Annotated in this window: 17 protein-coding genes; 4 read left to right on the top strand and 13 right to left on the bottom strand. The window is 55.6% G+C overall.

Going from position 1 to position 19439, the window contains the following annotated elements; all coding sequences use genetic code 11:
* Positions 1-4: 4 nt before the first annotated feature.
* Together aroC and F5984_RS03030 are read right to left on the bottom strand one after the other, a co-directional pair.
* The gene (gene aroC / locus F5984_RS03035) at positions 5-1084 is read right to left on the bottom strand and encodes a chorismate synthase (protein ID WP_152122658.1); all 1080 of its coding nucleotides are present in this window, start codon (positions 1082-1084) and stop codon (positions 5-7) included.
* A gap of 74 nt (positions 1085-1158) precedes the next feature.
* Positions 1159-2715: a BatD family protein gene (locus F5984_RS03030; protein ID WP_152122656.1), complete on the bottom strand. Its 1557-nt coding sequence runs from the start codon at positions 2713-2715 to the stop codon at positions 1159-1161.
* 108 nt (positions 2716-2823) lie between these two features.
* Between F5984_RS03030 and F5984_RS26720 the strand changes: the two genes are divergently transcribed.
* A complete protein-coding gene (locus tag F5984_RS26720) occupies positions 2824-3027 on the top strand; it encodes a hypothetical protein (protein ID WP_019987562.1) in 204 nt (67 codons plus the stop codon).
* A gap of 59 nt (positions 3028-3086) precedes the next feature.
* On the opposite strand, the gene F5984_RS03020 is transcribed toward F5984_RS26720, so the two are convergent.
* The 4 genes from F5984_RS03020 to F5984_RS03005 all read right to left on the bottom strand — a co-directional run bounded on the left by F5984_RS03020 (position 3087) and on the right by F5984_RS03005 (position 8261).
* Positions 3087-4421, bottom strand: coding sequence for a dihydroorotase (locus F5984_RS03020; protein WP_152122654.1), 1335 nt, complete (start codon positions 4419-4421; stop codon positions 3087-3089).
* A 94-nt stretch (positions 4422-4515) separates the two neighbouring features.
* Entirely contained in the window at positions 4516-5499 is a 984-nt protein-coding gene (hemB, locus tag F5984_RS03015) for a porphobilinogen synthase (RefSeq protein ID WP_152122652.1), read from the bottom strand.
* Between the two features lie 116 nt (positions 5500-5615).
* Positions 5616-6314 (bottom strand): response regulator transcription factor, encoded by a 699-nt coding sequence (locus F5984_RS03010; RefSeq protein ID WP_152122651.1) that lies wholly within the window; start codon positions 6312-6314, stop codon positions 5616-5618.
* Positions 6315-6395: 81 nt separating this feature from the next.
* Positions 6396-8261: a sensor histidine kinase gene (locus F5984_RS03005; protein WP_152122649.1), complete on the bottom strand. Its 1866-nt coding sequence runs from the start codon at positions 8259-8261 to the stop codon at positions 6396-6398.
* A gap of 194 nt (positions 8262-8455) precedes the next feature.
* Between F5984_RS03005 and F5984_RS03000 the strand changes: the two genes are divergently transcribed.
* A complete protein-coding gene (locus F5984_RS03000) occupies positions 8456-9214 on the top strand; it encodes a T9SS type A sorting domain-containing protein (RefSeq protein ID WP_152122647.1) in 759 nt (252 codons plus the stop codon).
* 194 nt (positions 9215-9408) lie between these two features.
* The gene (locus tag F5984_RS02995; RefSeq protein ID WP_152122645.1) at positions 9409-9639 is read left to right on the top strand and encodes a hypothetical protein; all 231 of its coding nucleotides are present in this window, start codon (positions 9409-9411) and stop codon (positions 9637-9639) included.
* A 26-nt stretch (positions 9640-9665) separates the two neighbouring features.
* On the opposite strand, the gene nth is transcribed toward F5984_RS02995, so the two are convergent.
* The 3 genes from nth to F5984_RS02980 all read right to left on the bottom strand — a co-directional run bounded on the left by nth (position 9666) and on the right by F5984_RS02980 (position 11278).
* On the bottom strand, positions 9666-10337 hold the full coding sequence (nth, locus tag F5984_RS02990; protein ID WP_152122643.1) for an endonuclease III: 672 nt from the start codon (positions 10335-10337) through the stop codon (positions 9666-9668).
* 118 nt (positions 10338-10455) lie between these two features.
* Positions 10456-10704: a hypothetical protein gene (locus tag F5984_RS02985; protein ID WP_019987570.1), complete on the bottom strand. Its 249-nt coding sequence runs from the start codon at positions 10702-10704 to the stop codon at positions 10456-10458.
* A complete protein-coding gene (locus tag F5984_RS02980) occupies positions 10679-11278 on the bottom strand; it encodes an RNA polymerase sigma factor (RefSeq protein ID WP_019987571.1) in 600 nt (199 codons plus the stop codon). The genes F5984_RS02985 and F5984_RS02980 overlap by 26 nt, the downstream gene beginning before the upstream one ends.
* Before the next feature lie 367 nt (positions 11279-11645).
* On the opposite strand from F5984_RS02980, the gene F5984_RS02975 reads away from it, so the two are divergent.
* Positions 11646-12671, top strand: a complete 1026-nt coding sequence (locus F5984_RS02975) for an FAD:protein FMN transferase (RefSeq protein WP_152122640.1) — start codon at positions 11646-11648, stop codon at positions 12669-12671.
* A 31-nt stretch (positions 12672-12702) separates the two neighbouring features.
* On the opposite strand, the gene F5984_RS02970 is transcribed toward F5984_RS02975, so the two are convergent.
* Genes F5984_RS02970 through F5984_RS02955 form a run of 4 tightly spaced genes read right to left on the bottom strand, consistent with a single transcriptional unit; the run spans position 12703 to position 19414 of the window.
* The gene (locus tag F5984_RS02970) at positions 12703-13542 is read right to left on the bottom strand and encodes a T9SS type A sorting domain-containing protein (protein WP_152122638.1); all 840 of its coding nucleotides are present in this window, start codon (positions 13540-13542) and stop codon (positions 12703-12705) included.
* A gap of 14 nt (positions 13543-13556) precedes the next feature.
* Positions 13557-14411 (bottom strand): hypothetical protein, encoded by an 855-nt coding sequence (locus tag F5984_RS02965; RefSeq protein WP_152122637.1) that lies wholly within the window; start codon positions 14409-14411, stop codon positions 13557-13559.
* Between the two features lie 9 nt (positions 14412-14420).
* Positions 14421-14984: a hypothetical protein gene (locus F5984_RS02960; protein ID WP_246168788.1), complete on the bottom strand. Its 564-nt coding sequence runs from the start codon at positions 14982-14984 to the stop codon at positions 14421-14423.
* A gap of 59 nt (positions 14985-15043) precedes the next feature.
* A complete protein-coding gene (locus F5984_RS02955; RefSeq protein ID WP_152122634.1) occupies positions 15044-19414 on the bottom strand; it encodes an Ig-like domain-containing protein in 4371 nt (1456 codons plus the stop codon).
* Between the last annotated feature and the right edge of the window lie 25 nt (positions 19415-19439).

Raw genomic sequence — 19439 nt, 5'->3', positions numbered from 1 at the left:
CTACTTAAAGGTGTGAATTACGGCTTCGTAGCCACATATCGGCCAGTACCAGGGCGGTCATGGCTTCAACAATAGGCACCGCGCGGGGCACTACGCAGGGGTCATGCCGCCCTTTTCCTGACACCGTAACGGGCTCGCCGTTTACATCCACACTTTCCTGATCCTGCATGATCGTGGCAACGGGCTTGAATGCAACGCGGAAATAAATATCCTCTCCGTTGCTAATGCCACCCTGAATTCCGCCCGAAAAGTTGGTTCGGGTACGCACGCGGCCGTCCGTATCCGTGTACATAGCGTCGTTGTGCGCTGAGCCCGTCAGCTCCGCACCCGCAAAGCCGCTCCCGTATTCAAAGCCTTTTACCGCATTGATACTCAGCATGGCTTTGCCAAGCTCGGCGTGCAATTTGTCGAAAACAGGCTCGCCCCAACCGGCGGGCACCCCCGTAACCACGCAGCTCACCACACCCCCAATGGAATCCCCTTTTTTACGGATCTCGTCGATGTACGTAAACATCTGCTCGGCCACCACAGGGTCGGGGCAGCGTACCGCGTTTTCCTCAGCCGTTGCCAGATTGAGCGCCTGGTACGGTGTTTCGAGTTTCATGGTCCCCACGGCCGAGACATACGCCTGCACCGTTACCCCGAGCGACTCAAGCAGCATTTTGGCCACGGCTCCGGCGGCCACGCGGGCTGCCGTTTCGCGGGCCGATGAGCGCCCACCACCCCGGTAGTCGCGGGTGCCATACTTAGCCATGTATGTGTAGTCAGCGTGCGAGGGCCGAAACTGCCCGGCAATATGCCCGTAATCTTTACTGCGCTGGTCGGTGTTCCGAATCACGAGTGCAATGGGGGTTCCCTGCGTAACACCCTCAAAAACCCCCGACAGCACCTCGAACTCGTCGGCCTCGCGCCGTTGGGTTGTGATGCGCGACTGTCCCGGTTTCCGCCGATCCAGTTCCTGCTGGATAAAGTCGGTGTCGAAACGAAGACCAGCCGGGCAACCGTCGATAGTGACGCCCAGAGCCGGGCCATGCGATTCGCCGAAGGTGGTTATTTTGAAAAGGGTTCCGTAGGTACTACTCATGACAGTGAACAACGAACAACCGGTAGAGAACAGAAATTAGGTGACTATTCGCCTTTCGGGAGTTGCTGTAAAAGTTATTTTCTTAAAAACACAAAGATCATTCCGAGAATCATCAACACCAAAAGAACATTGGCAATCGCCCGCGCCAGCACCACCCAATTGAGGGGTTGCCGCGTGCTATCCATTTGGTTAAGACCCGCATATAGCGCATCAATTGAATTGGCCTGTGCCCCATTTTCGGTGGCCAGAGCAGGCGCTCCGACCGAAGCGCCCTCTCCCACTGTCAGCACCGTTACAGGCATCAGGGTATCGTAGCGGGCTGTTTGCGGGTCAAAGTAAACCAGACCAAACAGGCTCGACAAGGGGAGCTTCCCGCCCCGACGCGGCACCAGAAAATAACTAAATGTTTTACTCCCCGTCACCTGACCGTTCAGCCGGTTGATTTGTTGATTGGAACCGGCCGGCAGCGCTTCCAGCCCCGCATCAGTCGCCGGCGACATGGGCTCTACGGCCGTTAAGGCGCGCTGATTACTCAGCAAGGGCGGTTGTAAGGCGGCAATATTCCCCGTTCCCTCCACCCGAATGGTGTAGCGGGTACTTTGCCCACTCGCCACCTTGGTCCGGTCAATACTCTCCACCAACCGGTACGAGCCCACCGGCACCTGTCCCCGCAAGGGATGAGCAGGCAGAGGCTTCACGGCAATGGAGAGTGGCAAGGTGATAAACGGCACACGCTCAACCATTTCGGCCGACTTTGGGGCCGGTTGAGGCCGACGAGCACCCGGTGTTCCCGACTCACTACTGGTAGCGGTTGCCGAAGTCGACGGCGTTGGGTCAGGCAGGCGATCACTCTGCCGTACCCGTAAGAGATTCAGGCTTACCGAGGGCAACTGGATTGGCTCGGCCGACAACGGAAAGAAGGTACCCTGAAAAATGATATACTCGGTAAACTTGCGCCCATTGATAACTACGGGTTGCCCCGTCAGCTCCCGAATACCGGCATCCTCCTCCCAGGCATTGGTGGGCCGCAGCTGTTTCAGCACGGTTTGGAGCTGGGCATCAACGCCATCGAACCGTAACTCAAACGGGTAGCTATCCGATACAAACAAGGATAATTGTACGCCAAACCCCTCACCCACAAATACCCCATTTTTAGTAGACCGGAGCGATAGAAAGGCCGCCCCACTTTCGGTGGGTATTTTGAGCGGGGCCGACAGGCCACTGCTACTACCCGGAAGCGTGTTGGCGGGCCGTACCTGTAACACGGTCCCCTCCGACCGAACCGTTACCCCGTTAACTGTGATGCTAAATGGAGGCACCCGAATTGTACCCGACTGCAACGCCATGTAGGTCTGGGTAATCACCTGACTTACCACCGTTTGCCCCTCCAATTCGCTTGTTGAGATACTGGTGGCCGTGCCCCGTTTGGCCAGACCGGGGATGTCTGGAAAGGCAATGACCGGGCGCGAATCGCTGTTCCGAACGAGTACAGAAATTGTGTAAGGCCGGTCTATAGAAAAAGTAGGCGTTCCAAGTTCTATAACAGGTACATTATCAATTTGTTGTGCTTTTAGCCCCGCGACCGCACAAAAAAATAATACAAGAAATTTGGCGAATATTCTAATTTTCATTGTTACTTTGTTGCAACAATTCAGGGATTTCTGCGTTGTTTTTTTAACGAGTTTTAATCCATACGCATAAACTCATAGTCTTTTTTTAACCTTAAAATGAGTACACCCATGGCCCCAATGCTGGAGTATATTAAGACCATCCTGCAAAAGGTTAGTTTTGACAAATCCCTCTTTGAGAAAGAACTCCGTAAAGCCATTGAATCCCTGTTGCCCGACGAAGTGAAACATCTGAAGTCGTGGTGCTACGAACAGTTTGGAAAGATGTACCGCTCCGTCTTAAATCGCTGTTTCTATCGCGTCCGATTTTCCTGACGCGCTCAACTTACTGACTCAACTAATAAACTAAGCCCTCCTTTCGAGGGCTTTTTATATTACCGGGCAAACAGTACACGCTGCCCGGCCCGCTCTACCAGAAACTGCCCCCGCTCATACACTAACTCACCCGATACAATCGTGTGTGTTACGGCATTGGTGAAGGTCTGCCCAGCCAACGGAGTCCAGCCGCAATGGTAGTACACGCTCTCGTCGGTAACGGACGTCGTCTGATTCGGGTCAACCAGAACCAGGTCGGCCCAATAGCCCTCCCGCACATACCCACGCCGGTCGATCTGAAAACACTGGGCGGGCGCGTGGCACATCTTCCTGACCACCGTTTGTATGTCCAGTTTGCCCTGCCGCACGAAATCGAGCATCAGCAGGAGCGAGTGCTGAATCAGCGGTAAGCCCGACGGGGCCTGCCAGTACGACTGCGCTTTTTCGGCCCGGGTGTGGGGGGCGTGATCGGTGGCAATAATGTCGAGCCGGTCGTCCAGTAAGCCTTTGAGCAATTCAGCCCGGTGATGCGGAGCTTTAATGGCGGGGTTGCATTTGATCTGATTGCCCAGCTGCTCGTAATCGTCGGCATCGAACCAGAGGTGATGCACACACACTTCAGCCGTAATGCGCTTTTCAGTCAGCGGAATATCGTTACGGAACAGGGCCAGTTCTTCGGCCGTCGAAATGTGCAGAATATGAAGCCGGGTGTTATGCCGTTTGGCCAGCTCCACCGCCAGCGATGATGACTTAAGGCAGGCCACCTCGTCGCGAATCAGGGGGTGCAATGCCGCCGTGCCGTGGTCGCCGTACTCCGCCTTGAACCGTTCATTGTTGGCACGTACGGTGGCTTCATCTTCGCAGTGAGTGGCAATCAGCATGGGACTGTGCCGAAACAGATTGTCGAGCACCTGCTCGTTGTCAACCAGCATATTGCCCGTCGATGAACCCATGAACGCCTTAATACCACACACAGTACGGGGGTCGGTACGCAGCACCTCGTCGAGGTTATCGTTCGATGCCCCCATGAAAAAGGAGTAGTTGGCCATGGCCGTCCGGGCGGCAATGTCGTATTTATCCTGCAATAGCTCCTGCGTGAGTGCATTCGGCACCGTATTGGGCATTTCCATAAAGGTGGTAGTCCCCCCGGCCACACCCGCCATCGACTCCGTGTGGATGTTGGCTTTGTGTGTCAGGCCCGGCTCCCGAAAATGCACCTGATCGTCGATCACTCCCGGCAGCAGGTACTGCCCATTAGCATCAATGACCCGGTCGGCCGGACGCCCCGAAAGGTTGGGGCCAATCTGGGCAATAAAACCATCCTCAACCAGGAGATCGGTTTGGGTAATCTGTCCCTCGTTGACGAGGTTGGCGTTTAGAATTAGAAGTTTCATTACAGTAAGCAGTGGCAGTAGGCGGTGGCAGTAGGCGGTGGGCAGTGGCAGTAGGCAGTGGGAGTGACTACTGCTTACTGTTTACTGCCAACTGCTACTGCCTACTGTTTAGTTGTTTAGCGGCTTCTTTGGCAAAATACGTCAGAATAACATCGGCACCGGCGCGTTTGATCGACAATAGAGTCTCCATCATGGCGCGGTCGCCATCGAGCCAGCCATTACGGGCAGCGGCCTTAATCATGGCATACTCGCCACTCACATTATAGGCCGTAATGGGCAGATTCACATTTTCGCGTAGCAGCTTGATAATGTCCAGATACGCCAGGGCGGGCTTCACCATGAGCATGTCAGCGCCCTCCTGCACATCCAGCTCGGCCTCAATGAGGGCTTCGCGGCTGTTGGCAGGGTTCATCTGGTACGTTTTTTTATCGCCAAACTTGGGAGCCGAATCGAGGGCGTCGCGGAAGGGACCATAAAACGCACTGGCGTATTTGGCCGCGTACGACATAATGCCCACGTTGGTATAACCGGCCGCATCGAGTGCACTCCGAATATACCCCACCCGGCCATCCATCATGTCTGAGGGTCCCAGAATATCAGCACCGGCTTCGGCCTGCGCTACAGCCATTTTGGCCAGAATTTCGAGCGTTGGGTCGTTCAGAATCTGTCCGTTTTCAACGAGACCATCGTGACCGTCGGAACTATAGGGGTCCATGGCTACATCGGTCATAATACACACCTCCGGAAAACGGTCTTTAATAGCCCGGATGGTGCTCAGGTACAGGCCATCGGGGTTAGTACTCTCGGTTGCGTACTTGTCTTTTTTGGCCTCAGGCAAGTTGGGAAACAGATCAAACGCCCGGATACCGAGGTCGACGCACTCGGCAATTTCGTCCATGAGCAGGTCGGGCGAGTGGCGATAAATACCCGGCATCGAAGCCACTTCGGTCCGCAGGTTTTGCCCTTCCATCACAAAGATGGGCAGAATAAAATCGTGGGGGGTCAGGCGGGTTTCCTGTACCATATCCCGAATCACCGCCGAAGCGCGGTTACGCCGGGGACGTCGAATGAGGTTCATAGTGTATCGTTTTGGGTGTATGGCGTTGTTGGCCCGGCCTTTACAAACGACGCAAACGGGGGCAGGCCCCACCCAGGCCGCTGGCTATCAACCCTGAACCACAACCGACCCACCCATTACACAATCAGTTTAAATCCTTCGCCGTGCACATTAACCAGTTGCACCCGCTCGTCATCGCGCAGGTATTTGCGCAATTTGGTGATGTACACGTCCATGCTCCGGGCGTTGAAATACGAATCGTCGCCCCAGACCATCTTGAGCGCAAAGCTACGGCTTATTGGCTGATTGAGGTTCTGAGCGAACAATTTTAACAGCTCCGATTCCTTGCTGGTGAGTTTCTGGCTCGACGGTTCGTGCCCATCGGCTTGCCGGCTCAACAGCTGATGGTGATAATCGAACGAAAACGACCCGATGGTATAGACCGTGGGCTCGAGGGCATCGGCACTACCCCGCTGATACCGGCGTAAAATGGCCTGAATCCGCAGCAGCAGTTCCTCCATGCTGAAAGGCTTGGTTACATAATCATCAGCCCCGACCTTAAACCCCTGAATGGTGTCTTCTTTCATCGACTTGGCGGTCAGGAAGATGATGGGCACATCGCGGCCCGTCATGCGCACCTCGCGGGCGAGCGAGAAGCCGTCCTTTTTGGGCATCATCACATCGAAAATGCACAAATCGTACTGGCCGCGGGTGAATAATTCGAGCGCCATGCTGCCATCGGTAGCCCGGTCGGTCTGAAACCCGCGTAGAGTGAGATATTCTTGAACAAGTTGCCCCAGATTAGGGTCGTCTTCGGCCAGTAAGATTGTTGCCATCGAATAGGATGTATAATAGGTCAATGAATAATGGATAGTGGTCAATGAATAATATTGGCAAAGAAGCCTATCCATTTACCACTATCCATTATTCATTTTATATGGAATGACTACTTCAAATGCACTGCCCTGCCCCAGCTGGCTCTCAACCGTGATGCGGCCGTGGTGGGCATCCACCATTTTCCGAACGTAACTCAGACCCAGCCCGAAACCTTTCACATCGTGCAGGTTGCCCGTCGGGACCCGGTAAAACGTTTCGAAAATTCGGTTTTGCTGCTCTTTGGAGAGACCCAGCCCCTGGTCGGCTACGGTCAGGCTTACCCCGTCGGGCAGGCTTTGGGTGCGGATGGTAATATGCGGTTTACCGGGCGAGTACTTGATGGCATTGTCAACGAGGTTGTACACAATATTGGTCAAATGTACCTCATCAGCTTCGACAACCTCGTTCTCGGCCTCAAAATCGAGTTCCAGTTCGCCCCCGCGCTGCTCAATCTGCAACCCAATGGTGTTCAGCACCTTTTCGACCACATCGTGAATATTCACCGGTACGATAGCCAGCTTAACCGCCCCCCGGTCGAGTAGGGCCATCTGAAGTACTTTCTCGACGTGCGAGCCCAGCCGACGGGTTTCGTCGCGAATGATCCCGAGGTAGCGCGATAGCCGCCCGGCCTCTTCCGGGTCAGCTGCGCGTTGGGAGTCAGTTTGTTCCCGCCAACCCATGTTCTCCGCCATTTCGACCGCCAGCGAGATGGTCGAAATAGGCGTTTTGAACTCGTGGGTCATGTTATTGATAAAGTCGTTTTTGATATCGGCCATTTTTTTCTGCCGCACAATGGTGCTGATGGCGATATAAAAACAAGCCAGAATGGTCAGAATCAGCAAAGCTGATGCGGCCAGCGTAAAGCCCATCCGGCTCCAGATAAACTCCTGCCGGGTCGGGAAATAGACGTACAGGTGATTGCCCGTATCGAGCAGGTTGTTCGGAAACAGCACGGCCCGGTAGCCTGCCATTGCGATTCGGTTGGGGTCGGTATTGGAGGTGGCAAACAGAAATTGCGGCTTACCGCTACTGGTGCGGTCGCTGCGGACCCCATAGGCAAACGGCAGCGAGATACCTCGCTCGGCCAGGCTTTGCCGTAACAGCGTGTCGAGCGTAAGTCGGTCAACCCGCTCACCAATTGGCCGCTCCGACAGCAGCAGCTCTTTGAGTACACCCTTTACCATCTCGGTTTGCTCCTCGGCCCGCTTGTTTAACTGAGCTACAGCCGTCGGTTCAGGTACGGGTTTTCGGGTCGGCTCCGTCTGTTTTTTAGGACGGTTGCGCCCCACTGCCAGTTGGCGTTGGCGCAGCGAATCGGCCTTCAGGTACGACTGGGTCAGGTCGTGGTTAAACTGATTCATCTGCCCCACCAGCTCCCGATTAGCCCATTCTTCAAACTGCCGTTGCTGTTCAAGCTGAGCCTGCCACTCACCCGCAGCAGCCAGCATTTCCTGTTGTTCAAAAAACGTAGCCACCACCAGCGCTTGCTCGGGCGTGATGGGTTGGGTTTGCGGATGCAACACATCGGACTGAATCACCACCGTTGTGGGCATTTCAGAACCGGTTTGGGAAGCCCGCTGTTGCCGAAGCCGCCGGGCAATGCGGCTTTCGGTGAGGGGCTTGGGCGAAGGAGCCCGCTTCACATCAGGCTTAACCTCGGCCTTGCGCGAAATAGCCATCAGCCCCTGTTGTTGCTGCTGGGCACGAAGCCGTTGCCGGCTCAGGTCCATGATTTCCCGCCGTTCGAGTGTCCGCACAACCTCCTGTAGGGCGTCGGTCACTTTATAATCAAACTGTTCGCGCTGAAGCCGCCACGCTGAGGTAATATAGTAGCCTTGTAGACCTACCAGCCCCAGCAACCCTACCGTCATGAGGGCGACAATCCAGCGAATACGTTGTTTCGACATTTTTTTGATTCCCGTGCAACGTTGCTACCAGAACATTCATCCTTGGTAAAAACCGTTCAACAGGCCCACGGGCCGGGCGGTGTTTGTAAAACTAACGAAGGGCCACGGCCCACAGGTCCGGTTTAACAAACTTTAACAGCTCACTCACAGACCCTCTGAAAACTCATTTGTTCCTTTACACAACGACAAGCACTATGAAAACAACACGCTCTATTTACCAACGGTTCTGGATTCCAGCAGTGCTGATAGGCCTGGCCGTTACCCCTACCCTCGCTCAGCAGTCGTCGAAAAATAAAACAGCCGAGGGCGAAGATGTTACGATCAAGATTATTGAGCGCAACGGCGATCAGGTTCGCGAAACCACCCGGACGTACAAGCTCAACAGCAACGATGACCGGGATCAGATTGCCATGAAACTCGTTGACTCCATCAAGGCGGCCCGCCCCAACGAGCGTAACCGGCAAATGACCATCATCATCGACCAAATTGATGGCACCCGCGTGCGCGAGCGGCCGGGCGATGTGTACGCCCGTCGGCCTTATGTGTCGCCCAATTGGCAGTACAACTTCCGCATGAACGTTGATTCGCTGGTAACCAACACCGAGCGTTTCTTCCGGCGCGATATTGAACCCGAGCTAAACCGGGCGTTCGACGGCTGGTCGCGTACGTACAATGTTCGGAACAAGCCTTCAACCATCCGGGGTTTGAGCGCTTACCCTAACAATCCGGACAAAGACCAGCTGAACGTTCGCTTTACGGCACCGGCCAAGGGCGATATTCAGATTGTCGTCACGAACGCCAAGGGCAAAGAGGTAGCCCGGCGCGAACTGAAAGACTTTTCGGGTGAGTTTGTCGGGCAAATTGACCTGGGCAAAAAGGGTTCGGCCGGGGTGTATTTCCTCAGCGTGACGCAAAACGAAGACGGAGCCGTACAGCGGGTAGTTATCGAATAAATTAACCCAAGAGCCATTTTATGGTTGTAAGTGTGCTGGCTATCAGCCGCATTCGGATTGATTCCTACCAATGTCAGCCACTCACAACCATCAAAAAAATGGCCTTCGAAAAATATTTTTAGTACTTTGTATTGCAAGATACCAAACGTTACCTATATCTTTGTGTCAACAAGAACAACAAATCGGACGAGACAATGAAAACGAAGTTGGCAATGACGGTTCTGATCGTGGGGATGAGTCTTCAGACGTTTGGTATGGGGCACCCGCACAACTTGTTTGCTGCTCGTAAGCAGATTCGGGCAAAACGGCCGGTTGCGAGTCAACCGACTTGCCCAACGCGCACCAAAGCCACGGCTTATGCCAAGGCTACCCTGATGACATCAGCCACTGTTTGGACCTGGCTGACAAAAAAAGGAGCGAACTAATCGGTCCGCTCCTTCTGGCTACTTCGTTACACGCTCTGCCTTACTCTCCGGGGCGGAGCTGTTTGTTTTTCGTAATACTTACAAAAATCCTTCAACGCACAGATGTCGCACTTGGGTGCGCGGGCCACGCATACGTACCGCCCGTGCAGAATGAGCCAATGATGCGACTTTGGTACCAGCTCCTTCGGAATGTGAGCCACCAGGGCCTTCTCAACGGCCAAAGGAGTTGTTGCAGTTAAGGGCGCAAGCCCCAACCGGTGCGACACCCGAAACACGTGGGTATCTACGGCCATCGTGGGCTCATTGTACACAATCGACAGAATCACGTGCGCCGTTTTACGGCCAACTCCCGGCAGCGACTGCAACTCGGCCAGCGTAGCCGGTACCTCCCCCCCAAACTTCTCCACAAGCAGCCGGGCCATACCGACCAGGTGCTTTGCTTTGTTGTTGGGGTACGACACCGAGCGGATGTACGAAAACACCTCCTCGACCGACGCAGCCGCGAGCGACTCGGCCTCCGGAAACCGCGCAAACAAAGCGGGCGTGATCTGATTGATGCGTTTATCGGTACACTGAGCCGACAGAATGACGGCGACCAGCAGCTCAAACGGATTACTGAAGTTTAGCTCGGTTTGCACTTCAGCATAGTGCGTTGTGAAATAGTCTATGAAACGGCGGAAACGTTCTTTCTTCAGCATATACAAGAAAAGTCTTAGGAATGGGTTTATGAGATGTCATCTTTCTAAATAAGATGACATCTCATAAACCCATTCCTAAGACCAAAGATACGACAAACCCGACGCCCTTTTGTGTGACCTAAGCCAACAAACGAGACGCCGGGTTCGGCGGGTACGATCGTGAATATTGGAGTATCGCGTTAAGCGTATCGGGCCGGGGCTGCCGCTCAATTTTATCCATCAACGCCCGAAGCTCAAGCGTATCGAGGAACTGAGTCATCAGTTCGGGGTCCGACATCATGGCGTCTTCGATGAGCAGGTTCTCCTCTGGGGAGGTCTCCTCGTAGACATACCGGATTACATCATCGTGAGTAAAAGTTTTTATCATAGCTCGGCGAACGTTTGCTTAGTTGCTTGCGCAGATTAATCAGCGCATAACGCATACGTCCCAAAGCTGTGTTTATACTGACGCCGGTCGCATCGGCAATCTCCTGGAAACTCATTTCCTCGTAGTGCCGCATGATCAGAACCTGGCGCTGCTGTTCCGGCAAACGCTGGATCAACTCGCGCAAATGCTCATGTGTCTCCTGCCTGATCTGCATGGATTCGATAGAGTCCTCGGCAAACTCAAGCGTATTGAACACATTGCTTCCGTCTTCAAACACTACATTGGGGTAGCGTTTATCCTTCCGGAAATAGTCAATGGCCAAGTTGTGAGCAATTCGAATGATCCAGGGGAGAAACTTGCCTTCCTCGTTATATCTACCCGACTTGATTGTATCAACCGCTTTGATGAACGTATCCTGAAGGAGGTCTTCGGCTACGTACTGGTCCTTTACAATCAGGTAAATTGTTGTGTAGATCTTAGACTTATGTCGATGAACGAGTTTGGCAAAGGCACTTTCACTACCACGGATGTACAGAGAAATCAGCTCACTGTCTGTTACCTGGGCTTTTTCCATTTTCAGTAAGACAATTAGGTAACGTAGAGCGTGCTATCGATAGTGTGTGCTGGTTTAATTTTTTGTGCCGAATTGCGAGATTGTAGAATCAAAGTAACCTAATAATTAGGTATCAAGCAAGAGTTGGATTCAATTATTTTTCAAGTGGGGCGTTTAGTTCCATAAAATTTTGTATCGTGCAACGTTGTTGCTATAACCTCATTTTATGGTACAACTGCCTCATTTTGAGAAAAACTTGCACTTTATAACGACCTCACAAAAAAGCTCTCATATCTACGCCGAAACCTACGCTCTGGATGTCTCGCTGCCAATTTTTTTTTTTAGTTGGTGGCCAAAAAATAAGGTCGGGATCAGCTTATGGTACCGTATGTACATCTCAGTTTGGAGTTGGTTTATCATCTGCTTTATGCTTTTGGGTACCTGGAGCACCACACAGGCTCAGCCACTCGAGCGCTACAGCTTTCGGCGGGGGCTCATGGGCACGCAGTTTACAGTTACTTTATACGCTCCTGATAGCCTGACCGCTCAACGAGTCTACGCACAGGTATCGGCCCGAATGGATACGCTCAACACCATCCTGAGCGACTATTTGGATGGATCAGAGATAAACCGCCTGTCGCAGTCGAGCGGAAGCAAACAGGCCGTTCCCGTATCGGCCGAGCTGTTTGATATTCTACAAAAAGGGTGCCGGATTGCCCATCAGTCTGGGGGGCGCTTCGACCCGACGATTGGCCCCCTATCCCAGCTTTGGCGACGAGCCGTACGCCAACGAACGTTTCCGCCCGCTAAAGAGCGCCGACAGGCCCGCCGGGCCGTTGGCTACCGACTTATCCGGCTCGATACCGTTCGTCGCACAGTGCGCCTATTACGGCCCCGTATGCGGCTCGATGTGGGCGGTATCGGACAGGGTTTCGCCGTTGACGAAGCCGGTCGGGTGTTACGCGCAGCCAGTATTTCCCGTTTTTTGCTCGATCTGGGTGGTGATGTATTAGCGGGCGACCCTCCGCCGGAGCGACCGCAGGGCTGGCGGGTAGACATGGGGTCGGGTACCAACGCGCGACCCGACCCAGCCGACACGCTGATTATCTACCTGAAAAACGGGGCCATTACCACATCAGGCGATACGTACCGGCACCTCGACCTCAACGGTCGCCGGTATTCGCACATCATGAACCCACGTTCGGGCCTGGGACTGACCCACTTTGTCAGAACTACGGTGCTGGCTCCCGATGGATACCGGGCCGACGCCCTCACTAAAGTCTTCAGCTTATCGCGGGGCCTGCTTTCGTACTGGGGACCCAACAAGCGATTGGCACGTCGGTTTCCGGGTATTCAGGTCTGGGTAGTCGAACAAAAAAAAGGTCGATTGCTCCGATGGCAATCGACCAGGTAATGAACGGGTATCGGCTCAACAGAAGCCAGACCTACTTCACCAAAAGTTTCTGAGTGATAGCCTCCTGCTTTCCGGGTCTTGTAACCGTAACAAGCAGGTACGTACTAGCTCCACCCGGCACCGGAATGGCGCGTCCGGCAAGCGTTTCAACGGACTCATCGAACTGCTTCAGGACTTTACCGTTGAGGGTAGCCATCTGCACCTGCACGACTTCTTTATCAGGGACACCTTTCAAGTGCAAGCGAAACACGCCCGATCCACTTGGATTCGGGTAGGCAACTACACCAAACGAAGCACCCGGTTCAGCACCAGTCGACCGGACAGCCTCAACCGCCACGGGCAGCTCAGCGGGGCGGGTGTTCAGGCCCAATTTCACATCCCCTTTGTCGTTGGACGCATAGGAGCTAAAATCGCCCCCTTTCATACCCGGCGCGGCCGAGCTGGGGTCTTTGGCCGGATCAAACAGCCGTACACCCTCCAGATACCCTTTCGCTAATGTGAATTCGAACAAAAGCTGCTCTTCGCCCGCTACCAGATCGATCTTCCCCCCTTGCGTTGAAAAGGCATGAAAATCGCGGTCGGGGGCAGCTGCGGGGCTATACACCACCGACTGGTCGAGCCAAACCCCGGCCTGGCTGCTGTGCGGGCTGATGGTGATGTCGGCCAACTCTTTAGGCACCACTACCGTTACCTGCGATGGTCCCCAGGTGTAGCGTTGGGCGCTAAACGTAGGTTTCACATACACCTCGTACCGGTTTAGCTCAGTATTGAAATCGAGTCGGAGATTAAGCGGAGATTGTGACTGGGCCTGGGCCAGGTATGATAAACCCGTCAAGCCAGCGATTCCGACTAAGGCCTTTGCTGTTTTCATGATATAGCAGTTTTTTATAGACGGGTAACCGTAATTGGGACACAACGGGGAACACAGCCTCCACACAGTACCAGTGGCAGGCCCGGCGATATGGCCAGGCAGCTCGACGTCACCTGCAGGATCGAGTTGGTACCATTGGCGACCAGATTGGTAATGGTACCATCGTCATTGTAGGTTACGGCATATGCTTTGTACGTACCAGCAACCAGGCCGGTTGTGCTAAAGGTAGGCGTGGCCGAAACCTGTAGAATCTTATCGGCAGCATCGGTCAAAACGTAGCTTGTTTTGACACCCGTACCCGAACTGCCACCGGTGATCTGGAGCGTGATCGGGTTACCAATCTCGTAATCGCAGGTCGTTGACGGGGGTACACAGGCTTTGAACACGAGTGCATCGGACAAATCGAAACAGCTAGCAGTTACGGCGCTTAGCGAACCGCCCACCGTCAGGTTAGTCGCGGCCCCCTCGTACGTCAGAGCCACCGCCATGTAAGTAGCCGTACCACTCAACCCCGAAAAGGTGGCCGTGGGGCGGATCTGTAAAATGGAACCTGCCGCATCGGTCAGGACATAGGCCGTAGTCACCGACGTACCGCTACTTCCGCCTGTACTCATGAGCGAAACGGTAGAGGTGTTATAATCGCAGGTAGACAACGAAACCGGGCAGCCATACGCATTGACCGGAGTTCCTGTAGGCGTGCCGGGACAAAGATCAACGGCATCATCAACCCCATCGAGGTCGCTATCAGCCAGCCAGGGCGTTGTCAGGATGTGGGCGTCGCGGGGAGCCGTAGCCCAGGCCACCCCGCCCAACTGCCCGAACCAGACAGTCAGTCCCAGCAGCCATAGATACATTTTTTTGCTGTTCATGGCCTTGGGTTATTTACTAAGCGTAGGAGCTACCAGATTGCACGCCGTACATACAGTGCCAGTATTGGCGTAATTCTGGATGTACAGGTTGTTACTGCCCAGAATATCGTTAGCCGAGTACATGGTGTTGGCAAAATCGCCACCCTTCAACTCGGGCACACTTGAACTGGGGTCAACCCCGTTAACAAACAGCCGGATACCCGGAACACAGACACCACCCGGCAGAGTGAAGTGAAACAGCAGGGTCTCCTGATTCGCTACCAGATCGACCTTTAAGCCCGTAGAGCCAACGCCGTGAAAATCGGACCCAAATACATCATAGATCTGGGAGTTGTCGGACCAACCTCCGGCCGCAACACTATTGACTGCAAACGGCACATTGGTGAGCGAAGCAGGCGTCACGATAGACACCTGCGAGCTTCCCCAGTTGAATTGGGTTGCCGTAGCATTGGAGCGGGCATACACTTCATACCGACTCAGGGAAAGGTTATAACGAATGGTGTACTCGACTGTCTGAGCCAAAGCCGGCAGACCGATCCCCAGCATACAGAAGATAAAAAGGAGCTTTTTCATGGCAAAAATGGTAGAAAATGAGATGGAGCGTACGCGTGAACGTACGCTCCGGGTGGGTCTTATGGAATTTGCTCAAGCATGAAGTCAAAGTTGTACAACCGATCTACGTTCATCATAGTATCGGTACGGTAGTTGGTAATCACGTTGGTAAAGATGAGCGAGGTATCGTTGCTGGTACCCTGGTACTTCACTTTGCCGTCCATGTTTACGTCCCCAAAATAGTAGCCGAGCGCGTTGTCGTAATTGTAAATCGGGTTGGTGATTCCGATGCTCGTTTGCGCCTGTATGACTTCCGAGAAGATCGTAATCAGGTCGTTGGCCGAACCCTGATACTTCACTTTCACGTCGTGGTTGGCGTTGCCCGCCCACAAGGCCTGCACCCCGTTTACGTTGATCTGCTCCCAACCCTCGTAGTTGAAGGCACCAATGACCGTGTTGTACAACTGAGGCCCTGTCGCCGTCGTAAAGTCGACAAGGGTACCCGTCGTAGAGAGCGGAATGGCCGAGGCCGTCATCGCACCGAGGTGGTTCCGGTGCTTCACACTCACGTAGAAGCTCGTACCCGACAGACCCGTGAAGCTCAGGGGCGATACGCCATCGCTAGCCAGCACCACATCGCCATCGCGTTGTACCAGAGCCGCCCGCGTGGCCACAACCACCGACATGTTGGCGGGGTTACGCAGCTCGACAAATACCCAGTCGACCACCGCATTGCCCGTACCGACATTCTGCGCCGTCACACTGGCGGGCATGGTTTCGCCCCCTCCCCCATTCACATGGGTGAAGCGAGCGCCCCCAATGGCGGTGTAGGGCTCAGTGGTTGGCAGGAAGCCGCGGCTACGGAGATCGTCGCGCATGAGGCCACCCGATCCACCCACCAGAGCACCTTGTAACATCACTTTGAGTCGTAACACCAGGGCGTTGTTAACTGGCTGTTGTACCAGCACACTCACGGTGGCCTTGTCGCACAAGCCCGCCGAGTTACACACACTGTAAGTGAAACTGTCGGGACCCACAAAGCCCACCGCTGGCGTGTAGGTGTAGCTGCCCGTGGGCGACAGCACCACCGTGCCACTGCCCGGCTGACCACTCACGTACGTCAGCGGTAAACCCTGCGGATCGCTATCGTTGATCGATACGCTGCCCACGCCCGGCGTGTTCACCGACGTTACCAACGCATCGTCTACCGCCACCGGGGCCAGCGTCGTGCCCACTGGTGGGGTCGGCTGCACCAGCACCGTCACCAGGGCCGTAGCACACAAGGCTGGCGTCGCCCGGTCACAAACCTGATAGGGGAAGCTCACCACGCCCGTGAAGCCCACCGGCGGGGTGTAGGTCACCGTCCCATTGGCGTTCACCACCGCTGTGCCGGCCGAGGGCTGAGCGAGCAAGGTGGGGTTGGCCAGTTGACCGGCCAGGCTCGTGGCCGAGTCGGGGTCCGAATCGTTGGCCAGCACCGCCACCGTCACCGCCACACCCGAGCGGGTGAGCGTGTCGTCGTTGTTGGCGATGGGCGCATCGTTGGCCAGCAGACTCGGCTGGGGGTTGACGTTCACACTCACACAAGCACTGGCACTCAGCCCCGCTGTGTTGGAGGCCGCGTAGCAGAAGCTCACCGTGCCGGTGAAGCCCGTGGGGGGCGTGTAGGTAAAGCTACCCGTGGGGCTCAGCACCACCGTACCGACTGCGGGCTGGGTAAGCAGCGAGGCCGTCAGGGGGCCGCCTTGCGGGTCGGTGTCGTTGGTGAGCACGTTGCCCGAGACCGGCGTGTTCACATTCGTGTTGGCAATGTCGCCACGGGCAATCGGCGCTTGCACCAGCGGATCGCTCACAGTAATGTACACCGTGGCTGTTGTACACAGTACGGGCACCCCGTTGTCACAGACCTGGTAGGTGAAGTTGGTCGTGCCGACAAACCCAACCGGGGGCGTGTAGGTGTAGCTGCCGTTAGCCGCAAACACCACCGTGCCGTTGGCCGGGTCGGTTAGCTTGGTAAACGTCAGCGTCTGGCCCGCGTTGGGATCGCTGTCGTTGGCTGCTACCGTACCCGTTGCACTTACATTCTTGGTCGTCAGCAGTTGGTCATCAATGGCAACCGGAGCAATATTGGTCACACCAGCTGGCGGGGTTGGATCTACTGCTACGGTCACCACTGCTGTAGCACAGGCCACCGGCGTACCCGTATCGCATACCTGATAGGGGAACGTCACCACACCTGTGAAATTAGCGGGCGGGGTATATGTCACCGTGCCATTAGCGTTCACCACCGCTGTGCCCACTGTGGGCTGGCTCAGGATGGTGGGGTTGCTCAGAGACTGACCCTCGGGATCTTTGTCATTAGCCAGCACAGCAACTGTTACAGGTGTACCCACTGTAGTCCGCGTCGCATCATTCAAGGCAATCGGCGACTCGTTGGCAAGCGTCGGCGGTACCACTGGCACCAGCGTCAGCGTTGACGTAGTACAAGCCGGGGGTGTGGCGCTGTCGCACACGTTGATCACCACCGTCACCGGGGCCGTCTGGCTGAGCGGAGAGGTATAGGTGTAAGAGCCGTTGGGCGAGAGCGTGAAGCCGGCGGGGGGCGTACCCACCACTGAGGCTGTCAAGGGCGTGCCTTCGGGGTCGCGATCGTTGGTGAGCACATTGCCTGCCGTTGGGGTACCCGGAATGAACGTGTTCACGTCAGGCGTCACAATCGGAGGCTGGTTAGCCGGCTGTTGTACCAGCACACTCACGGTGGCCTTGTCGCACAGGCCCGCCGAGTTGCACACACTGTAGGTGAAACTGTCAGGACCCACAAAGCCCACCGCTGGCGTGTACGTGTAGCTCCCCGTGGGCGACAGCACCACCGTGCCACTGCCCGGCTGACCACTCACGTACGTCAGCGGTAAACCCTGCGGATCGCTATCGTTGATCGATACGCTGCCCACACCCGGTGTGTTCACCGACGTTACCAACGCATCGTCGACCGCTACCGGGGCCAACGTCGTGCCCACTGGTGGGGTCGGCTGCACCAGCACCGTCACCAGGGCCGTAGCACACAAGGCTGGCGTCGCCCCGTCACAAACCTGATAGGGGAAGCTCACCACGCCCGTGAAGCCCACCGGTGGGGTGTAGGTCACCGTCCCATTGGCGTTCACCACCGCCGTGCCGGCCAAGGGCTGAGCGAGCAAGGTGGGGTTGGCCAGTTGACCGGCCAGGCTCGTGGCCGAGTCGGGATCCGAATCGTTGGCCAGCACCGCCACCGTCACCGCCACACCCGAGCGGGTGAGCGTGTTGTCGTTGTTGGCGATGGGCGCATCATTGGCCAGCAGACTCGGCTGGGGGTTGACGTTCACACTCACACAGGCACTGGCGCTCAGCCCCGCCGTGTTGGAGGCCGCGTAGCAGAAGCTCACCGTACCGGTGAAGCCCGTGGGGGGCGTGTAGGTAAAGCTACCCGTGGGGCTCAGCACCACCGTACCGACTGCGGGCTGGGTGAGCAGCGAGGCCGTCAGGGGGCCGCCTTGCGGGTCGGTGTCGTTGGTGAGCACGTTGCCCGAGACCGGCGTGTTCACATTCGTGTTGGCAATGTCGCCACGAGCAATCGGAGGCTGCGCACACGAAACCGTCGTTGCTGTTACGGGCGTCACCGCCGTGCCACTATAGCAATTATTGATCGGGTCGAAAAAGGCAGCAAAATAGGTACCTGCCGATACGGCCGTAATGCTCAGCAACTGATTAGCCGCCGTAGCCGGTGTACCCGAATGCCAGGTCAGCGACGTGCTGGCTGGGGCATTGCTCGCCGTAATCGCGCTCAGATTAATCGTCGTAACTGGGCAGCTGTTGGTAATGGCCGTAGTCGACAGCACAGGGGTAATCCCCGTTACCAGACAGCAGTTCGTTGTGACGGCCACAATCGGGCTTGGCTGCGAGTAACAGTTCGCTACCGGGTCGAAATAAGCTACATAATACGTAGTACCCGACAGTGAGGTCGGAGCGGCAGCCACCTGAGCCGGTGTTAACTGACTTGTTCCGTCTACCGTACCGGCTCCGGTGAGGGCCGAGTGGTACGTCACCACCGATCCTGCCGGTGTAGCCGCGGCATCGACCGCCGTTTGCAGATCAACGGTTGTGGCCGGGCACACGTTGGTAATCACGCGCAGGTACGACGGCTGGCTATAACAAACCGGCGTGCCTCCGTAATTAAATACCGCGTAATAGACACCCGGTGTGGCCGACTGCGTTTGTACCGACGACAACAGATTACCGGGGCCAATGGGCAGCGCATTATGCCACTCCAGCGTGACGCCAGCCGGCAATGCTGCCGTTGGCTCGTGGGTAGTCAGGTCGATGGTGGGCGTCTGGGCCTGAACCAACTGGCTCATCAGACACAGAACTCCCAGCACGAAGCCTATTACCCAACTTGAACTTGGAAATGATCGTTTCACATCAAATACCGTTTAATTGAGTAAT

This window comes from Rudanella paleaurantiibacter (assembly GCF_009184635.1).
GTDB lineage: Bacteria > Bacteroidota > Bacteroidia > Cytophagales > Spirosomataceae > Rudanella > Rudanella paleaurantiibacter.
Note: the sequence above shows the minus strand (reverse complement) of the source record. Positions and strands in the feature narration are given on the sequence as shown.